Here is a 19,064-nt window from a genome sequence, read left to right on the forward strand (position 1 = left end):
ATCTCGATGACTACCCCCGACGCCGTGCCAGGATCCCCCGCGGATCCGGGCACGGCGCTCGCGTTGCCGCGCCCGCCCGGGATCCTGCGGCGCTTCATCGACAGCCACCCGCGCACGATCGACGCGCTCATCGCGGTCGCCTCCGCGGGGATCCCGGCGATCGGGTACCTCGTGCTCGCGGCCGCCGGAGACGCCTGGTACGTGGTCGTCGCGGTCGTCGGCGCGATCGTCTGCTTCGGCCTCACCTTCCTGCGCCGCACGCGGCCGTTCCTCCTCCTCGTCGTCGCGTCGGCGTTCGGGCTGTTCCCCGATAGCGGCATGACGAGCGGCATCCTCTCGACGTGGGTCGCCCTGTACTCGATCGGAATCTTCCGGTCGACGCGCGCGGCGTGGACCGGCTTCGCGATCGCGACCGCGTTCTGGTTCACGGGCTTCCAGATCGAGTTCGCGACGAGCGGATCCGACCCGTTCATCGTCGCGATCGCCGGCAACATCGTGCAGACCTCCGTCATGCTCGCGATCCCGACCCTCATCGGGGTCACCGTCGGCGCGCGCCGCCGGTACGAGAGGGCCCTCATCGACCGGGCCGCCGACCTCGCGCGCGAGCGCGACCAGCGCGCGCGGCTCGCGGTCGGCGAGGAGCGCACCCGCATCGCCCGCGAGATGCACGACATCGTCTCGCACAGCCTCACCGTCATGATCACGCTCAGCGAAGGCGCGGCCGCACAGGCAGAAACCGGATCCGATCTCGCGCCCGACGCGATGCGTCGCGTCGCCGAGACGGGCCGCGAGTCGCTCGCCGAGATGCGGCGCCTGCTCGGCGTGCTCCGCGCGCCGGACGACGAGGCCGAGCTCGCGCCGCAGCCGGGTGCCGACGGCATCGGATCCCTCGTCACGCAGTTCCGCGACGCGGGGCTGCCGGTCGCCTGGCGCCACGACGGCCCCGCGATCCCCCAGGGAGGCGTGGGCCTCGCGGCCTACCGCATCGTGCAGGAGTCGCTCACGAACGTGCTCCGCCACGCGCCGGGCACCCGCCGCGTCGACGTGCGCACGCGCAACGACGGATCCGCGATCTCCCTCACGATCGATAACGACACCACGTACGACCCGATGCCGTCCGACGGATCCGGGCGCGGGCTCGTCGGCATGCGCGAGCGCGCCGCGATGCACGCCGGATCCGTCACCGCGGGGCCGCGCACCGACGGCCGCTGGCGCGTCGACGCGACCCTGAGCATCGATTCCCCCGCAGGAGAGAAATGACCGACACCATCCGCGTCGCCATCATCGACGACCAGGAGCTCGTGCGCATGGGCCTGCGCATGGTGCTCGACGCACAGCCCGACATCTCGGTCGTCGCCGAGGCGGGCGACGGGAACGCGGCCGTCGCGCTCGCCACGGGCGGCGGCATCGACGTCATGCTGATGGACGTGCGCATGCCGGGCCTCGACGGCATCGCGGCGACCGACCGCATCACGGCGACCGGATCCGTGCCCCGCGTTCTCGTGCTCACGACCTTCGACCTCGACGAATACGCGTTCGCGGCTCTCCGTGCCGGCGCGAGCGGCTTCCTCCTCAAGGACGCGCGCCCGCCGGAGCTCCTCGGCGCCATCAGGGCGGTGCACTCGGGCGACGCGGCGCTCGCTCCCCGCGTCACGGCGCGCATGATCGAGACCTTCGTCGAGGGCCCCGCCCCGATCGACGACGCCCGCCTCGAGGTCCTCACCCCGCGCGAGCACGAGATCCTCGTCGCGATCGGCGAGGGCCTCACGAACGACGAACTCGCGGCGCGCTTCTTCTTGTCGATCTCGACGGTGAAAACCCATATCTCGCGCCTCCTCCAAAAACTCGACGCGCGAGACCGAGTCCAGCTGGTCATCATCGCCTACGAGGCCGGCCTCGTAGGCCGCTAGGTAGGGTCGCCAGAAAATGTCGCTGCGGCCCCGCCGCAGCCGACATTTTCTGGCGACCCAAAATAGCCACGACCCACAGACTGAGCTGGGCCCCGGCTCCCCCACAAGCGGAGCGAAGCGACCGCGCCCCCGACGTCGCTGGCTCGGGCCTGGCGGAGCGGATCCGCGGGACGCGACGGCGGGGGCGCGGTCGCGCAGCGGCGAACGCGAGCAAGCAACCGAGCTACAACACCCCGCGCCCCGCCAGGTTCGCCATGAGCTCCCGAATCCCGAACCGCCAGGGCGGGGCATCCTCGGAATGCGCGACGCGACCGACGAGCGCCCCGAGCCTGGTCGACGAGATGGTGATGATGTCGCCGATGTGGTGCGTAAACCCGCGGCCGGGCTCGTCACGGTCGCCGGTGGGGGCGAACATGGTGCCGAGATAGAGGACGAAGCCGTCGGGGTATTGGTGGTGGGTGCCGGCGGCCTGGACGGCAAGGTCGGCGGGGTCGCGGCTGATCTGTTCCATGTGGCTAGAGGCATCGAGGACGAAGCCGTCGTTGCCGGTGACGCGGAGGGTGACGCTCTCGCGGCGCACGTCGTCGAGCGAAAAGGACTCGTCGAAGAGGCGCACGAAGGGGCCGATGGCTGCGGATGCATTGTTGTCTTTCGCGCGGCCGAGGAGCAGGGCACTGCGGCCCTCGATGTCGCGGAGGTTGACATCGTTGCCGAGGGTGGCGCCGACGATGCGGCAGGCTGAGGAGACGACGATGACGATCTCGGGCTCGGGGTTGTTCCACTCCGACGCGGCGAGAACGCCGACGTCGTGCCCGGCGCCGACGGACGAGAGGACGGGCGCCTTCGAGAAGATCTCGGCGTCGGGGCCGATGCCGACCTCGAGGTATTGGCTCCAGAGCCCCTGGTCGATGAGCACGGTCTTGAGGCGCGCGGCGGCGGCGGATCCGGGGACGAGGCCGGCGATGTCGCCCCCGAGGGCGGCCTGGACGCTCGCGCGGATCCCGTCGGCGGAGGCGGCCTCGCCGCGGGCGCGTTCTTCGATGACGCGCTCGAGCATCGAAACGGGGAAGGTGACGCCGGCGGCTTTGATGACCTGCAGGTCGATGGGCGAGAGCAGGAAGGGGCGGCGCTCGTCGCGGGTGTCGGGGTCGGTGTTGCGCCACGCGTCGTCGAGGGATCCGAGCGAGACACCGCCCGCGGCGAGCGCGGCGGCGGCCGGATCCGCCTGGTCGGCGAGCGCGCTCACCGTCGGGAAGTCGCGGGTGATGTCGATGAGCTCGCCGCCGCGGACGATGACGACACTCGGCCCCGCGGGGGTCTGCGCGCGGCCGATGAGGACCGCGCGGTCGGCGTCGGCGGGGAGGATCGTCTCGAGCGGGGGTAGCCAGCTGGTCATGGGTGCTCCTCGGGGAGGTGGGTGGGGTCAGCGGCCGTGGAAGACGCCGTCGCGCTTTTCGGCGAAGGCGGCGCGGCCCTCGGCGGCGTCGGCGGTCGCGAAGGTGATGCCCTGCATCTCGCGCTCGTAGGCGATGGCCTGGTCTTGGGGAAGGTTGGCGGCGGCTCGCAGATTGGCCTTCGCGGTCTCGGCGGCGATCGGGGGCCTCGCGGCGATGGTGTGGGCGATCTGTTGCGCGCGGTCGACGACCTCGTCGGCGGGTACAACCTCGCTCACGAGCCCCCAGGCGAGCGCGCGTTGGGCGTCGATGGGGTCGCCGGTCATGAGCATGAGCGCGGCGTTGGAGGCGCCGATGGAGCGGGCGAGGAGCGCCGACATGCCGCCGCCGCCGATCCAGCCGAGCTTGATCTCGGGGGCCGCGAAGGTCGCGGTGTCGGCGGCGATGCGGATATCACAGGTCAGTGCCGATTCGAGCCCGCCACCGAAGGCGTACCCGTTGACGGCGGCGACGACGGGTTTGCGCAGCTCGCGGAGCGCGTCGCAATAGTCGCGGCGGTTGCGGAACTGCCACGGCGTCGCGTAGTGGTCGAGCGTGCGGATGTCGCTCCCCGCGCTGAAGGCCCGCCCCGTGCCGGTGTAGACGATGGCTCGCACCGTCTCGTCAGTGTTCAGCGTGTGCGCGACGCGCTCGAGCTCGTCGCTCATGCCCTGCGTCACGGCGTTGAGCTTGTCTGGCCGGTTCAGCCGGATCGTGGCGACGTAGCCGTCCTGCTCGATCACGATCAGATCGTCGACGCTCATGCGTCCTCCTTCAGTGCGGCGCGGTAGCGCGCGTCGATGTCGTCGAGCGCGGCGGCGTGGGGGCGGGATCCGGCGAGCGCCTCGCGCACGATGCGCGACGCCTCCTGCTGAAACGGGACGTACCCGGCGAAGCGGGGGCGGATCCAGGCGCCCTCGATCGTGTCGAGGGTCGCGGAGTAGAAGCCGTGCGCGGCCTCATCGACCGCGGGGTCCCGCCACGCGGAGCGGAGGCCGGGCTGGCCGGCGTTGCCGGGGATGAAGCCCGCCTGGGCCTCCGGCGAGAGGAGCCAGCGCAGGTGGCCGGCGAGCGCGGGCGTGACCTCGGCGCGGCTCGAGAGGGCGATACCGGTGCCGCCGAGCACGGATCCGCCGCGGACCCCCGCGGGCGGGGCGCCGAAGCGGATGGAGGCGGAGCTGTAGTTCACGTAGCCGAAGACGAGCGGAATGTAGTCGATGTCGCCCGCGTCGCGCATGCGGTCGAGCAGCCCGATCGGGTTGAGGGTCTCGGATCCGGCCGGCGCGCGTTCCGCGATCCGTTGCAGGATCCCGAGCGCGGCGAGCCCCGTATCGCGGCCGAAGGATCCGCCGCCGAACGGGTCACCGCCGAACGATAGCGCGACGGAACACAGGGTGAGGAACGCGTGCGGGCCGGCGAGGCTGAGGGCCGTGCGCTCCGGGAGCTCGTCCCACCCGGTCGGTGCGTCCGGAACCGTCGCCGAGCGGCGCGCCGAGACCTGCGTTGCCGCGTCGAGCGGCAGCGCCCAGAGACGGCCGTCCATCGTGTACGACGCGATCGCCTGCCCCACGGCCCCCGTCCGCCACGCGGCGATGTCGTCCGGTTCAAAGACCTCGTCGAGCGCGCGAATGCACCCGGCCTCGAGCGCGTCGCCGAGGTGCGGGTGGTCGAGCACGACGAGGTCGTAGCGCGCGCACAGCTCATCGATGGGCGCCGACTCGAAGCCCTCGAGCGGCTGCGCCTCCCACCGGATGGTGTCGCCGCCGCCGAGGTCGCCCGATGCCCGCTCGAGCGCGTCGCGGCCGCGAGGGTGATCCCAGGTGAGGCCCACGTAGTCGGTCATGCGTGGTTCTCCGCAACCGCTCCGTCGGCGAGCAGTCGCCCGATCGCCTCGGGCGAGACGCCGAGCTCGGCGAGGATCTCGCTCGTGTGCTCCCCCACGAGCGGCGCGCCGCGGTCGATCCGGGCGGGCGTCGCGTGGAAGCGATAGGGGAAACCGGGCGTCGTGATGCGCCCCTCGGTGGGGTGGTCGTACTCGACGAAGGTGCCGTTGTGGATCACCTGCGGATCCTTCACGAGCTCCTCGTAGCCGTATACGGGCCCGACCCAGACCCCCGCGGCAAGGAGGGTATCGAGCCAGTGCTCGGTGGTCTGCGTCGCCAGATGCTCGGAGACGAGGCGGAAGAGCTCGTCGCGGTGCGTCCAGCCCGCGACCTCCGGATCCAGCCCCCGCAGCCGGGGCTCGTCGAAGATCCGCCCGAGGGTGTCGAGGTCGGCGAAGGCGAGCGCGAGGTAACCGTCGCTCGTGCCGAAGACCCCGTACGGCGCGCGGATATAGACGTGCGCGTTGGGCTCGGATCCGCGCTTCTGCGGCACCCCGCCCACCGTGTAGACGCTGAGCTCCTGCATCTGCAGGGTCGTGAGCGCGTCGAGCATGTTGACGGTGACGAGCTGCCCCTCCCCCGTGCGCTCGCGGTGGAGGAGCGCGGCGAGCACCGCCTCAAACGCCGTCGACGCCGTGATGGCGTCGGCGAGGAAGAGCCCCGCGGCGCGCGGCGGTTCGCCGTCGCGGCCGCCCGAGAGCATGGATCCGGTCATCGCCTGCAGGAGCATGTCCTGCCCGGGGCGGTTGACGTAGGGGCCGTCCTCGCCGTAACCCGAGATCGAGACGTAGACGATCGACGGGTTGATCTCGCGGACGCTCTCGTAGTCGAGGCCGAGGCGCTTCGCGACCCCGGGGCGATAGTTCTGCAGGAACACGTCGGATCCGGCGATCAGCTCACGGACGACCTTTCGCCCGCCGTCGCTCTTGAGGTCGGCCGCGAGCGAGCGTTTGTTGCGGTTGAGCGAGAGGAACGAGACGTTGATCTCGTTGCCCGCCGCTCCGCCCGCCGCAGTGAAGCGCTGCCATTCACCCGCGGTCGGCTCCACCTTGATGACATCGGCGCCGAGATCGCCGAGCCGCTGGGCGGCGAAGGGGCCGGCCATCGCGATGGAACAGTCGACGACGCGGTAGCCGTCGAGAACGCCGCGGGAAGGAGGAGTCATGCTGTGCCTTGCGATGTCGGTCATACGTGGGTCTCCGTGCCGCCGTCCGCGGACGAGCGCAGTAGCGCGTCGAGGAGCTCGACGCTGCGCGCCGCGACCGTCACGTCGGAGTTATTCTCTGTCGATGCGCCCGTGATGAGCTCGATGAAGCGCACCGGCGGCACGAGGCACTCGTACTCGCCCTCGCCGGGCGCGATATCGAGCGACTCGCGGCGCCCGTCGTAACGGCTCAGGGTGACGCGCTCGCGCTCGACGTCGATCATCATGACGCCCTCGGTCCCGAAGAGGCGGATGTCTATTTGGTAGGGGTCGCCGTCGGCGAGGGTCGCGGCGCCCGAGAGGGATCCGAGCGCCCCGCCCTCGAAGTGAACGACTCCGGCGTCGAAGAGGTCGACCGGCGCGCCCGCGGTGGAGACGCGCCCCGCGACCGACTCGGCGCGGAGCCCCGTGAGCCAGAACAGCAGCGCGGAAGAGTGGGTGACCTGCCCGTGGGCGTATCCGCCACCGTGCTCGGGGCTCGACCAGGTGCTCGGGTTGGGTGAGGTCTCGGAGTTCCAGAGTTCGAGCATGTAGCTCGGGTCGGATCCGAACAGCCCCCGTGTCGGCGATGCCATGTTGCACGAGACGAACTGGATGTCGCCGATATCGCCCGCCGCCAGCATCTTCTTCGCCGCGACGGTGAACGGCTTGTAGTTCCAGCCGTAGGGCACGAGGAACACGGTGCCGGCCCGTTCGGCGCGGCGAGCGAGGTCCCACGCGTCGTCGGCCTTCAGCGTCATGGGCTTCTCGCACAGTACGTGCATGCCGCGGTCGAGCGCCTTGGCTGCGAGGTCGTGGTGCAGGTCGTGCGGCGTCGAGATAACGACGGCATCGAGATCGGCGGCGAGGAGCTCGTCGGCGTCCTCGGTCGCGAACGCGAAGCCGAACTTTTCGCGGATCCGCTCGAGATCATCGCCGATACCGCAGACGCCGACGAGCTCGACATCGGGGTGGTCTCGGAACAGTGGGAAGTGGTTGCTCGTCGCCCACCAGCCCGCGCCGATAGCGCCGAGGCGCACCTTCGCGCTCATCGGATCCACCGCCAGGTCCGGGTGCCGTCGCGCCAGCCCTGCGCGACGCGGCCCGCGGCGGCCAGACGCTCAAGGTTCCCCGTCACGGGGAAGATCAGGTAGTCGGCCGCGGCCGGCGGCCACGGGCCGAGGTCCGGCGCCGCTCCGCGAATCAGCTCGAGCGAGGTCATCTCGCCGACGAGGTGCGTCTCGATCGCGCTGTCGATGCGCTCGGTATACGCGAGCGACGCGTCGAGGAACTCGCGGACGCCCCGCCCCTCGTACACGGGGTAGTGTGCCGTGAGCAGGAGCTCGGCGTCGTAGGCGCGCACGCGCTCGATCGTCTCGACGTAGCGGGCCGTGTCGCGATAGGTCGGCGGGAAGGCGGGCTCGCCCGATGCGGTCGGCACCGTCTCGCCCAGCACGGCGTCCGAGATCGCGAGGGCGCTATGGGCCGCGTCCCATACGGCGAGGTGGCCCGGCGAGTGCCCTGGCACGGCGACGATCTCGAGCTCGCGGCCCTCGCCGAGGTCGAAGCTCTCGCCGCCCGCGAGCACGCGGTCGACGCCCACGAGCCGCGTCGACGCGCGAATCTCGGCCGTCGTCTCGGGCGGATCGTCGAAGCCGTCGGCGCGCGCGAACTCCCCGTAGCGGCCGGCGATGAGCGCCTCGAGGTTCTCGGTCATGAGCTCGTCGGCCGCCCCGGCCAGGAACTCGGCGCCCGGCACGGCGGCTTTCAGCGCGGCGTTGCCGCCCGTGTGGTCGAAGTCGCAGTGCGAGCTCACGACCCAGCGGATCGACGCGGGGTCGATGCCCGCCTGCCGCATGTACGGCAAGAGGGTTCCGTCGACGGATCCATCGATCCCAGTGTCGAAGAGCAGCGCGCCCCGCGGCCCGGTAAAGAGGTGCATCGCGATGAACCGCGGCGGAATCGGGGCGACGATGCGGTGCAGTCCCGGCCTGATCTCCATGATGTCCTTCCCGTTCAATCGTTTTCGAGGGCGAGGCTGAGCCCGGCACGCGGCGAGCGCACGTGAGGGCCGGCGGGTGTCGCCCAGGCGCCGCCGATGCGGGCGCGCTCGATCGCCGCCTCGTCCACGCGGATCCCGACCCCGGGCTCGTCACCGAGCACGACGCCGCCATCCGCGAATTCCTGATCGAGGGCCAGGCCGAAGGGCTGGCCGAAGTCTTGAATCTCGGCCGTGAGGTGGTTGGGCACCGCGGCCGCGGCCGCCGTGACGGCGTGGTTCGCCGTCAGGCCCACGGGGCTCACGGGGAGGTCGCGCGAGTGCGCCATCATCGCGACGCGCAGGAAGTGGGTGATGCCCCACACGGCGCCCGCCTGCACGATGCCGACCCCGCCCGCGTCGAGCAGCGGGCGGTACTGCTCGAGCCCCGTCAGGTTCTCCCCCGTCGCGACGGCCGCCCGGATGGACGAGGCGAGGCGCGCGTGGCCCGGGGCGTCCCAGCGCCGCAGCGGCTCCTCGATCCAGGCGAGGTCGATGCTCTCTTCGAGACGCGACATGAAGCGCACCGCCTGGCCGAGGTTCCACGACTCATTCGTGTCGAGCATGAGGTCGGCACCCGGCATCCGCTGACGGATCACCTCGAAGCGCTCGAGGTCGCGCTCGAGGCTGCGCCCGCCCTTGAGCTTCGCCGAGGTGAAGCCGCGCTCGGCGAAGCGCCCGTACATCTCACCCAGCTCGTCGTCGGAGAGGGCGATGCCGAGCGCCGACGCGTAGCCGGGCACGAAACGATCGGCCGCGCCGAGCAGGCGCCAGAGCGGCTCGCCGGCGATCTTCGCCTTCAGGTCCCACAGGGCCGTGTCGAACGCGCCGATCCCGCCGTAGGTCGCGCCGGCGTGCGAGGTCTTGAAGACGCGGGCGAGCATCGCGTCGTAGAGCGACGACACCGCGCGCGGATCCTGCCCCTCGAGAGCCGGAAAGATGCGATCGAGATCGGCGAGCGAGCCCATCCCGACGCCCTCAATGCCCTCGTCGGTTTCCAGGATGACGACCGGCACCTCGGTGACGCCCGACGCGATGAACCCGTTGACATCGCCGATCGGACGGCCCCAGTCGTGCACGGTTCGGAGGGTGCGGTACCCCGTGATCTTCATATCGTCCTCGAATCAGAGATCAGAATCTGGAAAGACCATACATCATATGTATGCCGAATGCCGAGGGTTATCGCGATCCTGCGCAGAATCCGCCCTAGAGTGACCCCATGACCACGACCCGCCGCACCCCCATCGAGCGCATTGGCACGACCGTGCTGCGCGAACTCGTCGAGCAGATCGTCACCGGGGTCCATCCGCCCGAGTCGACGATGCCGACCGAGACGGCGCTCAGCGAGGAGTTTGGGGTGAGCCGCACGGTCATCCGCGAGTCGATGAAGCGGCTTCAGGAGAAGGGCATGGTCACCGTCGCGCAGGGGCGCGGCACGAGCGTGAACCCCCAAACGAGCTGGAACATGCTCGACCCGCTCATCATCGACGCACTCGTCGCGAACGACGAGAACCTCACGGTGCTCGACGAGCTGAGCATCGTGCGCGCCGCCCTCGAGGCGGAGATGGCCGGATCCGCGTCGCAGCGCGCCGACGCCGACGGGCTCGAGCGCCTGCGCGCCGCCCTCCAGGAGATGGCCGACAACATCGGCAACGAGGCCGCCTTCCGCGAGGCGGATGTGCGCTTCCACCACGTCGTCATGTCGCTCTCCGGCAACACCCTCGCCGAAAACATCGCCCGCGTACTCATCGGCCACGCGGTCGGAAGCGCGCTCTTCACGGGGCACGACCCCGCCCACTCGTTCGAGCTCACCCTCGCCGAGCACGGCCGCATCACCGAGGCGATCGCGTCGGGCGACGCCCCCGAATCGCGTGCGGCAATGAGCGAGCACATCCTCGGATCCTGGAGCCGCCGCCGCGAGCCCACACAGGCCCCCTAACGCCAGAACATCATTCATGTGATGTTTATTGACGCGCAGTCGTCAGACGTAGTACATTTCTCGGGACATCCGCCATACCCTCCTGCACCGCAGCGGATTTTCCCGAGAGGATCGCAATGAAGCGAACAATCATCACCACAGCTGTCGCGGGTCTTGCCCTCGTGAGCCTCACCGGTTGCGGCGGGGCCGCGCCGACGACCTCCAACGGATCCGGTTCCTCCGAGAGCCCGAACGGCGGATCCGCCGGGTCGGCCACGGAACTCACGATCTGGAACTGGGGTGACGCCGACGAGGCCGCCGCAGCTTACACCGACGACGTCAAGGCGGCCTTCGCCGAGATGCACCCCGACGTGACGGTCAAGATCGTCAACCAGCCCTTCGACCAGTACTACACGCTGCTCGGCAGCGCGATCGAGGCCGGCACGGGCCCGGACCTCGCGCTCTACAACGGCGGCACCCAGATCAAGAGCCGCGCGTCGTCGCTCGTCCCGATCACCGACGAGATCGCCGACCTTAAGGATCAGCTCGCCGGCTGGCCGGCGTTCGAGGAGGGCGGCGAGACGTACTCCGCGCCGACCTTCCTGCAGGGCTTCCCGATTTACTACAACAAGGCGCTGTTCGAGGAGGCCGGCCTCGATGCCGATCAGCCGCCGCAGACCTGGGACGAGCTATCGAGCGCGTGCCAGGCGATCCTCGACAAGACCGATGCCTCGTGCTTCGCGCTCGGTAACAAGGAGGGCCTCGGTATCGAGTTCTTCCTCTCGGGCTTCGGATCCGGCATCTTCACCCCCGAGGAGTATGACGCCTGGATCGACGGCGAGCGCGACTGGACGAGCGAGCACGCAACGCAGGTGCTGCAGATGTGGGCCGACTCGTCGGCCGACGGCTGGTACAACGACGGCGCGAATTCGACGGCCATGTTCAACGACTCGTTCGACCTCTTCTCGGCGGGCGACGCCGCGATGGTCATCGGCCTCATGAGCGGCACGGCGCACTGGAAGCAGTTCGACGACTTCCTCGGCGACGACCTCGGCTTCATGATGCCGCCGACGACCAACGACGGCACGACCATCGCCCTGCCCGCCGAGGGCGGCATCGGCTACGGCATCCTCAACGAAGGCAAGAAGGATCTCGGCGTCGACTGGATCCGCGCGACCGTCGACCACGACGCGCTCGCCGCGTACTCGCTCGCCGGCGGCCAGATCACGTCGGACACGACCATCACGCTCGACACCGACATCGCGTCTGCGAACGAGATCGTCGCCGAGCTCCCCGGCAGCAAGCCGCTCCTCCACACGGCGCTCGGCGCCGACGAGCTCGACCTCCTGCACCGCCTCGGCCAGCAGCTGCTGAACGGCGACGTCACGGTCGACGACGCAACGGCCCAGCTGGCGGCCGCAAAGGGCTGATCCGCCTTGTCAAACTACGCAACATCGACCCGCACCCTTGTCACGACCGGCACGGGTGCGGGTCGCTCGCGCGGCTCACAGACGCCGCGCCGTCGGCGCCCGTGGAACGCCGAGCGCCTCGCGCCGTACCTCATGGTGCTGCCCGTCATCGCGATCCTCGTCGTCTTCCGCCTGTACCCGCTCGTGCTCGGCGTGAACTTCTCGTTCACGGGCGACGGCGATCTCAACGGCCAGTCCGTCGGGCTCGATAATTACAGCTATCTCCTGCACGACGAGCGTTTCCTCGCCTCGGCGAAGAACGTCGTTATCGTGCTGCTGTTCGTGCCCGTGCAGGTCTTCTTCGCGGGGATCCTCGCGACGTTCATCTTCCTCAAGGTGCCGGGCCACCGGTTCTATCGCAGCGTCTACTTCCTGCCCGTCGTGCTCTCGCCGATCATCATCGGCGCGATCTTCAACATCATCCTCGGCGCAAACGGCCCGCTGAACTCGGCGCTCGGCGCCGTCAGCATCCCGTCCGTCGACTGGCTGGGACTTCCCGCGACGGCGCTACCGACGGTTCTCGTCGTGCACATCTGGGCGACGTTCGGCATGGCCTTCACCATCTTCCTCGCCGGCTTCGCGACGCTCGACGCCGAGCTGCTCGACGCGGCCAAGATCGACGGTGCAAACCTCTGGCAGCAGATCGTGCACGTCATCATCCCGAGCCTCAGCCAGACGATTCAGTTCGTCTTCGTGACGACGACGATCGGCATGCTGACGGGCCTCTTCGCCCTGCTCTACACGATGACCGCCGGCGGACCCGGTGCCTCGAGCTACCTGCCGGAGTTCCTCATCTGGAAGCTCAATGGCGAGGCCCGGCCCGCCCTCGCGTCCGCGGCCAGCGTGTTCCTGTTGCTCATCGTGCTCATCATCGGGCTCATCCAGATCCGCGTGCTCCGCCGCGCCACGAAGGAGGCATGATGCGTCGCCAGCGCGCAGCCCAGTGGGTCATCGCCGTGCCGATGATGATCCTCGCCCTCGCCACGATCTACCCGATGCTCTTCGCGCTCAACGTGTCGCTGAAGGACCGCAAGGGGTACGTGCTCGACAGGCTCGGCGTCACGCAGACCTTCAACGTGCAGAACTTCGCCGACGCGTGGACGAACGCCAGCATGGGCCGTTACTTCGCGAACACCATCATCGTCACCGTGATCTCGGTCGCCCTGCTGCTCGTGCTTGCCTCGATGTGCGGCTATGCGCTCAGCCACCTGGCCTTCCGCGGCAGCAAGGTTGCTTTCCTCATCATCCTCGCGATGATGATGATCCCGTTCCAGGTGATCATGGTGCCCACGATCAAGGTGCTCAGCTCGATGGGCCTGATCGATACCTTCCCCGGCCTCATCATCGCCTACGTCGCGCAATACCTACCGTTCACGGTGTACTTCATGACCTCGTACTACTCGGGGATCCCCCGCGAGATGACCGAGGCGGCGCGCGTCGACGGCAACGGCCTCTTCGGCGTCTGGTGGCGCATCATGGTGCCGAGCGGCAAGCCGGCGCTCATCTCGATGGGTATCCTGAACGCACTGTTCATCTGGAACGACATCCTGATCGCGCTGTTGCTCATGCAGTCGCCAGAGAAGCGCACCGTCATGGTGGGCGTCAGCACATTGCGCGGGCAGTACCCCGATAACGTGCCGACGTACATCGCCGGCGTCATGCTCACGGTTCTGCCGATCATCATCGTCTATCTCGTCTTCCAACGTCAGATCACCGCGGGCGTGACCGCGGGCGCCACGAAGGGTTAGCCAGGAGCAATGAGCACCGACCGCATCGAGGTCTACGTCGCCCCCGATGGTTCGCCCTTCGCCGATGGATCGCACGGATACCCCGCGAACGACCTCGCCCACGGCCTCGCGCTCGTGCGGAAGCGTCGCGAGCCAGGGCAACGGGCCGTGATCTGGATGGCGGGCGGCGAGTATGCGCACGCCGAGCCCGTCGCGTTCGAGGCGCCCGACTCGTTCACGTCGGTTGTCGCGGTCGACCCCGCGGATCCGCCCGTGCTCCGCGGATCCGTCCGGATCACCGGCTGGCGCCCCGTCACCGTTGGCGAGCGCGAGCTGTGGGCAGCCCCCGCGCCGCGCGCGAGCGGCCGACGGCTCTACGTCGACGGATCCGCGGCCCCGCGCCCGCGCTACCCGCGTGAGGGGTTCCTCCGCGTCGAAGAGCAGGAGGGGCTGGATCCGAAGGGCAGCTTCGTCGGCACCCTCTTCGACGGATCCGCGACGTTCCGATACGCCGACGGCGACATCCCCGAGCTCGCCGAGGAGCGCGCCGTCGAGATCGTTGTTCCACACTACTGGGTGCAGGAACGCATGCCGATCGCCTCGATCGACCGCGCCTCTCGGACCGTGACGAGTAGCCTCACGAGCATCTTCGCGCTGCGCGACGACGCGGCGGCGACATTCGCCCGCTACTACCTCGACAACGTCGTGGAGTCCCTCGGCGAGGTCGACGGCGAATGGTACCTCGATGCGACCGGCCGCATCTCCGGGCTCGACGGCCCGCATATTCTCTACGCCTCCCCCGTCTCGCCCGAATCGCTCGACGTGCGCTTCCCCGTCGCGGATGCCTTCGTGACGGTCAACGGATCCGCCGAGGCGCCCGTGCGCGAGGTGCGGTTCGAAAACGTCTCGTTCGCCGAGGCGGATTTCGATGCCGTTCCGCCCGCGACCCCGCCGTTCGGGGTGCGCGAGGATCCGCAGCTTCCCGCCGACGGCCGTTACGCCGCCGACGTGCAGGCCGCCTCGACCGTGCCGGCGGCGCTCCGCTTCTCCTTCGCCCGCGGCTGCGCCGTGACGGGCGGGTCCGTCGAGCGCGTCGGCGGGTACGGCGTCTCGCTCGGGCCCGGATCCCGTGGGAACCTGATCTCCGGCGTCTCGTTCCGCGACCTCGGCGCGGGCGCCGTACGCTCGGGCGGCGGCATCGATCCACTCGCTGCAGACTTCAACCGCGCTAACGAGGTCAGCGACTGCACCGCCGAGCGCGGCGGGCAGGTGTACCGCGGCGCCGTCGCCGTGCTGTTCCAACACGGATCTCACAACGTCATCGCCCACAACGAGATACGGGAGTTTCCTTACTCGGGTGTCTCGGTCGGCTGGATGTGGGACTACCCGTCGAGCCCCTCAGAAGGAAATCAGATCGTCGGCAACCACATCCACCACCTCGGGCAGGGCCGGCTCAACGACATGGGCGGCATCTATCTGCTGGGAATCGCCCCCGGAACCGTTTTGCGCGGCAACCACATTCACGACGTCGAGTGCCAGAACTACGGCGGCTGGGGCGTCTACCTCGACGAGGGCTCGAGCCACGTCGTGATCGAGGGCAACGTCGTGCACGACACGTCGAGCCAGTGCTACCACCAGCACTACGGCCGCGAGGTCATCGTGCGCGACAACATCTGGGCTCGCGGCCGCGAGGGACAGATCTCGATCACCCGCCCCGAGGATCACACCTCGTTCACCTTCCTGCGGAACATCGTCGTCGGTCACTCCTCCCCCGGCTTCGTCGGGACCCCGGGCGCGCGCGACGTGCGGAATTACCGCATCGACAGCGACCTGAACCTGTTCTGGGACGACGCGCCCGTCCCGGGCGCCATCCGCGCGGCGAACGCCGAGCGTCCCAAGGGCGCGGACGGATCCGTCGGATTCGACATCACCGAGACGCTCGACGACGAGTGGGCGACGCTCGGCCACGACCTGCATTCGCTCGACGCGGATCCGCTACTCGCCGACGACTTTGCCGTCGCGGCCGGCTCCCCCGCGCGCGAGCTCGGCATCCGGATCCCCGATGTGTCGGGGGCGGGGCCACGACCGATCGCCGAGCGTCGCCACCCGCTGGTGCCGCCCACGCTCGCGGATCCGTTCCTCCCCACCCGGGGCTAAACCAGCCCGCTCAGCGGTCGAGCCAGAGCGTGTTCTCGTAGCGCTTGAACCAGCTGACCTGGCGGCGGGCGTAGCGGCGCGTGAGCGCCTGGGTCTCGGCGATCGCCTCGGCCTCGGTCTTCTCGCCCTTCAGTTGGGCAAGCGCCTGGGCGTAGCCGATCGCGCGGCTCGCGGTCTTGCCCTGCTCGAGGCCGAGCGGGCGTAGCGCCTCGGTCTCGGCGAGCATGCCCTGCTCCCACATCAGGTCGACGCGGCGGTCGAGGCGCTCGACCAGCCGCTCGCGCTCCATGCGCAGCCCGACGATCGTCGTGTCGCGCCAGGCGACCGGCTTCTCGGGCAGCGCCGCGCCGTGGCCGGCGTCGCCCTGCGCGAGCACCTCGAGCGCGCGCACGACGCGGCGCCCGTTGCGCGGATCCACGCGCTCCGCCGTCGCCGTGTCTCTCGCCCGAAGCTCGGCATAGAGCGCTCCGGCGCCCTCGGCCTCGAGGCGCGCCTCGAGCTCGGCCCGCAGCGCGTTATCGCGAGGCGGGAAGCGGAAGTCGTAGATGACGCTCGAGACGTAGAGCCCGGATCCACCGACGAGGATCGCGTGGCGACCGCGCGCGATGATGTCGTCGATCGCGGCGCGCGCCTGCTGCTGATACGCCGCGACCGCGGCCTCTTCGGTGACGTCGAGCACGTCGAAGAGGTGGTGCGGGATGCCACGGCGCTCGGACACGGGGAGCTTCGCCGTGCCGATGCCCATGCCGCGGTACAGCTGCATGGCGTCGGCGTTGACAACCTCGGCCCCGCCGAGGCGCTCGGCGAGGTCGAGCGAGAGGTCGCTCTTGCCCGTACCGGTCGCGCCGACGACCGCCCAGAGACGCGGCGCCGCGGCCTCGTCAGCCGCGCGCTCGATCTCGGCGAGCGACGACGAAGCCTCGCCCGGTGCGGGGCTCGTCGTCACAGCCCGATGCGGAGCGTCGGGATGCCCAGGCCGACCTTGCCATCGCCCGTGCCCGGCGTAGACGGCACGGCGCAGCTGTCGACGAGCGAGCGGTCGTAGGCGTCGCCCGCGCGGGTGCGGCGGATCTTCAGCGGCGCACCGTCGGTGCTGTCGGCGAGGAGGTGCGAGGGCGCGGCGTGCGTGACCGTCACGGTAACGACGTCGCCCGGGCGCGGGGTCTCGGATCCCTCGGGCACCTCGAAGTGCACGAGGCGGTTGTCTTCGGCGCGGCCCGTGAGGCGGTGCGTCGACGAGTCCTTCTTGCCCTCGCCCGTCGAGACGAGCACCTCGAGCGTGCGCCCGAGCTGCTTCTCGTTCTCTTCGAGCGTGATGCGCTGCTGCAGGGCCATCAGCCGCTCGTAGCGCTCCTGCACCACGGCCTTCGGCACCTGGTTCGGCATCGTCGCGGCGGGCGTGCCCTCGCGGATCGAGTACTGGAACGTGAACGCGCTCGAGAAGCGCGCGGCCTCGACGACGCGCATCGTGTCTTCGAAGTCTTCGTCGGTCTCGCCGGGGAAGCCGACGATGATGTCGGTCGTGATCGAGGCGTTCGGGATCTTCTCGCGGACGCGGTCGAGGATGCCGAGGAACTTCTTCGAGCGGTACGACCGGCGCATGTCCTTCAGCACCTTGTCGCTACCCGACTGCAGCGGCATGTGCAGCTGCGGCATGACGTTGGGCGTCTCGGCCATCGCGTCGATGACATCGTCGGTGAAGGCGGCGGGGTGCGGGCTCGTGAAGCGCACGCGCTCGAGGCCCTCGATCTCGCCGCAGGCGCGCAGGAGCTTGCTGAACGCCTGGCGGTCGCCGAACTCGACGCCGTAGCTGTTCACGTTCTGGCCGAGCAGCGTGACCTCGATGGCGCCGTCGTCGACGAGAAGCTTGATCTCTTCGAGGATGTCGCCGGGTCGGCGGTCCTTTTCTTTACCGCGCAGGCTCGGCACGATGCAGAAGGTGCAGGTGTTGTTGCAGCCGACCGAGATCGAAACCCAGCCCGAGTAGTGCGAGTCGCGCTTCGTGGGCAGCGTCGACGGGAAGATCTCGAGCGACTCGAGGATCTCGAGAGAGGCCTCGCCGTTGTGGCGCGAGCGCTCGAGGAGCTGCGGCAGCGAACCCATGTTGTGGGTGCCGAACACGACGTCGACCCACGGGGCCTTCTGCGTGACGGTGTCTTTGTCCATCTGTGCGAGGCAACCGCCCACGGCGATCTGCATGCCGGCGTGCTTGTCTTTCACCGACTTCAGGTGGCCAAGCGTGCCGTAGAGCTTGCCGGCGGCGTTCTCGCGGACGGCGCAGGTGTTGATGATGACCACGTCGGCTTCTTCGCCCGTGGCGGCGCGCACGTAGCCGGCGCTCTCGAGAGAGCCGGACATGCGCTCGGAGTCATGCACGTTCATCTGGCAGCCGAAGGTGCGCACCTCGTAGGTGCGGGCACGGCCGTCTTCGGTGAAGGCGGCGGGCGACGGGGCGATGAGCGTCGGGGCAGAAGATGGCATGGTCATAGCGAGAGCCATTCTACGGAGTGAAGCGTGTGAACGGGCTACGCGAACGTTCGTCGAACGCCCGCGTAGCCCCGGTGTCGCTACTGGAAGCGCACGCGGCGGATACCGCCGCCTCGAGCCTCATCGAGCGCCTGATTCGCGACGCGCATGGCCATCGACCCACCGAAGCCGCGACGGGAGAGCTGGCCCACCAGCCGGCGGAGCGCGGTGTCGTGGTCGAGGCGCGACAGCGGCCCCGACTTCGAGCGCGCAAACTCGAGCGCGCGCTCTTCGTCGTCGTCGGGCAGCGACTCGATCGCGCGGTCGATCGCATCGCGCGAGAGCCCCCTCTTCACGAGGGACTGCGCGACGGCCTTCCGGCCCTGGCCCTTGCGGTTCGTCGCCTGATAGACGAGCTGCTCCGCGAGGATGTCGTCGTCGATCGCACCGACCCGCAGGAGCCGGTCGATGATGTCTTCCGCGATCTCGGACTCGACGCCATCGCGGCGAAGGCGATCACGCGCCTCTCGCTCGGAGAGGCCCCGCGACCCGAGCGCGCGCACGAGGCGCTGCTCGGCGCGGCGGGCGATCTCGTCGGCCTCTGCGGCCGATTCGTCTGCCTCACTATCGCCGGAAGCCGCGTCGCCGGGGAGGGTCTCGATGTCAGATTCCGCCTCGTCGCAACCGCCATCGCCCTCCCCCGCGACCGCAGCGGTCACGCGACGCGTGGGCGAACCCTGCCACGTCGTGTGCCACTCATCCGCGGCGGCATCGGGCTTGCTCTCTTCGGGCCGGGCCGGCGCGACCGGCGCCGGCCCACCGAAGAGGGGCACGACGGGGGCGAGACGTTCGCCCCCGTCACCGTGCGAGGTCGACATGA

The 19,064-nt window shown here is 69.7% G+C and carries 17 protein-coding genes; 7 read left to right on the forward strand and 10 right to left on the reverse strand.

All coding sequences use genetic code 11. The features are described from left to right. Positions 1-6 precede the first annotated feature (6 nt). Positions 7-1,260 carry a sensor histidine kinase gene (locus tag DTO57_RS09160; RefSeq protein WP_114117939.1) on the forward strand — a complete coding sequence of 418 codons (1,254 nt, stop codon included), beginning with the start codon at positions 7-9 and terminating at the stop codon, positions 1,258-1,260. Next, complete coding sequence (locus DTO57_RS09165; RefSeq protein ID WP_114117940.1) at positions 1,257-1,910, forward strand: response regulator; 654 nt, start codon at positions 1,257-1,259, stop codon at positions 1,908-1,910. Before DTO57_RS09160 ends, DTO57_RS09165 begins: the two co-directional genes overlap by 4 nt. Positions 1,911-2,133: 223 nt before the next feature. Here the strand turns inward: DTO57_RS09165 and DTO57_RS09170 are convergent, their stop codons facing one another. From DTO57_RS09170 to DTO57_RS09200, 7 genes are read right to left on the reverse strand one after another with little or no spacing between them, the layout of a single operon-like run. Beyond that, the gene (locus DTO57_RS09170) at positions 2,134-3,306 is read right to left on the reverse strand and encodes a fumarylacetoacetate hydrolase family protein (protein ID WP_114117941.1); all 1,173 of its coding nucleotides are present in this window, start codon (positions 3,304-3,306) and stop codon (positions 2,134-2,136) included. Between the two features lie 27 nt (positions 3,307-3,333). Continuing rightward, positions 3,334-4,107: an enoyl-CoA hydratase/isomerase family protein gene (locus DTO57_RS09175; RefSeq protein WP_114117942.1), complete on the reverse strand. Its 774-nt coding sequence runs from the start codon at positions 4,105-4,107 to the stop codon at positions 3,334-3,336. After that, entirely contained in the window at positions 4,104-5,186 is a 1,083-nt protein-coding gene (locus DTO57_RS09180) for a type 2 periplasmic-binding domain-containing protein (RefSeq protein WP_114117943.1), read from the reverse strand. Before DTO57_RS09180 ends, DTO57_RS09175 begins: the two co-directional genes overlap by 4 nt. Continuing rightward, positions 5,183-6,391, reverse strand: a complete 1,209-nt coding sequence (locus tag DTO57_RS09185; RefSeq protein ID WP_114118349.1) for a CaiB/BaiF CoA transferase family protein — start codon at positions 6,389-6,391, stop codon at positions 5,183-5,185. Before DTO57_RS09185 ends, DTO57_RS09180 begins: the two co-directional genes overlap by 4 nt. A 20-nt stretch (positions 6,392-6,411) precedes the next feature. Further along, positions 6,412-7,461 carry a Gfo/Idh/MocA family protein gene (locus DTO57_RS09190; RefSeq protein WP_114117944.1) on the reverse strand — a complete coding sequence of 350 codons (1,050 nt, stop codon included), beginning with the start codon at positions 7,459-7,461 and terminating at the stop codon, positions 6,412-6,414. Then, positions 7,458-8,411 (reverse strand): MBL fold metallo-hydrolase, encoded by a 954-nt coding sequence (locus DTO57_RS09195; RefSeq protein WP_114117945.1) that lies wholly within the window; start codon positions 8,409-8,411, stop codon positions 7,458-7,460. Before DTO57_RS09195 ends, DTO57_RS09190 begins: the two co-directional genes overlap by 4 nt. 14 nt (positions 8,412-8,425) lie before the next feature. Continuing rightward, positions 8,426-9,559, reverse strand: a complete 1,134-nt coding sequence (locus tag DTO57_RS09200; protein WP_114117946.1) for a mandelate racemase/muconate lactonizing enzyme family protein — start codon at positions 9,557-9,559, stop codon at positions 8,426-8,428. 107 nt (positions 9,560-9,666) lie between these two features. Here DTO57_RS09200 and DTO57_RS09205 point away from each other — a divergent pair, with 107 nt between their 5' ends. The 5 genes from DTO57_RS09205 to DTO57_RS09225 all read left to right on the forward strand — a co-directional run bounded on the left by DTO57_RS09205 (position 9,667) and on the right by DTO57_RS09225 (position 15,718). Next, a complete protein-coding gene (locus DTO57_RS09205; protein ID WP_114117947.1) occupies positions 9,667-10,386 on the forward strand; it encodes a FadR/GntR family transcriptional regulator in 720 nt (239 codons plus the stop codon). Between the two features lie 116 nt (positions 10,387-10,502). Beyond that, positions 10,503-11,795, forward strand: coding sequence for an ABC transporter substrate-binding protein (locus DTO57_RS09210; protein ID WP_114117948.1), 1,293 nt, complete (start codon positions 10,503-10,505; stop codon positions 11,793-11,795). Positions 11,796-11,801: 6 nt separating this feature from the next. Continuing rightward, positions 11,802-12,755 carry a carbohydrate ABC transporter permease gene (locus tag DTO57_RS09215; RefSeq protein WP_222843254.1) on the forward strand — a complete coding sequence of 318 codons (954 nt, stop codon included), beginning with the start codon at positions 11,802-11,804 and terminating at the stop codon, positions 12,753-12,755. Beyond that, entirely contained in the window at positions 12,752-13,582 is an 831-nt protein-coding gene (locus tag DTO57_RS09220) for a carbohydrate ABC transporter permease (protein WP_222843255.1), read from the forward strand. Before DTO57_RS09215 ends, DTO57_RS09220 begins: the two co-directional genes overlap by 4 nt. 9 nt (positions 13,583-13,591) lie before the next feature. Continuing rightward, entirely contained in the window at positions 13,592-15,718 is a 2,127-nt protein-coding gene (locus DTO57_RS09225; protein ID WP_114117950.1) for a right-handed parallel beta-helix repeat-containing protein, read from the forward strand. Positions 15,719-15,728: 10 nt separating this feature from the next. Here DTO57_RS09225 and miaA read toward each other — a convergent pair whose 3' ends face one another. The 3 genes from miaA to DTO57_RS09240 form a co-directional block, all read right to left on the reverse strand. Beyond that, entirely contained in the window at positions 15,729-16,616 is an 888-nt protein-coding gene (miaA, locus tag DTO57_RS09230; RefSeq protein ID WP_114118351.1) for a tRNA (adenosine(37)-N6)-dimethylallyltransferase MiaA, read from the reverse strand. A gap of 44 nt (positions 16,617-16,660) precedes the next feature. Then, a complete protein-coding gene (gene miaB / locus DTO57_RS09235) occupies positions 16,661-18,205 on the reverse strand; it encodes a tRNA (N6-isopentenyl adenosine(37)-C2)-methylthiotransferase MiaB (RefSeq protein ID WP_114117951.1) in 1,545 nt (514 codons plus the stop codon). Positions 18,206-18,285: 80 nt separating this feature from the next. After that, positions 18,286-19,062 carry a regulatory protein RecX gene (locus DTO57_RS09240; RefSeq protein ID WP_114117952.1) on the reverse strand — a complete coding sequence of 259 codons (777 nt, stop codon included), beginning with the start codon at positions 19,060-19,062 and terminating at the stop codon, positions 18,286-18,288. Between the last annotated feature and the right edge of the window lie 2 nt (positions 19,063-19,064).

The sequence above is a fragment of the Microbacterium sorbitolivorans genome (assembly GCF_003327285.1).
Taxonomy (GTDB): domain Bacteria; phylum Actinomycetota; class Actinomycetes; order Actinomycetales; family Microbacteriaceae; genus Microbacterium; species Microbacterium sorbitolivorans.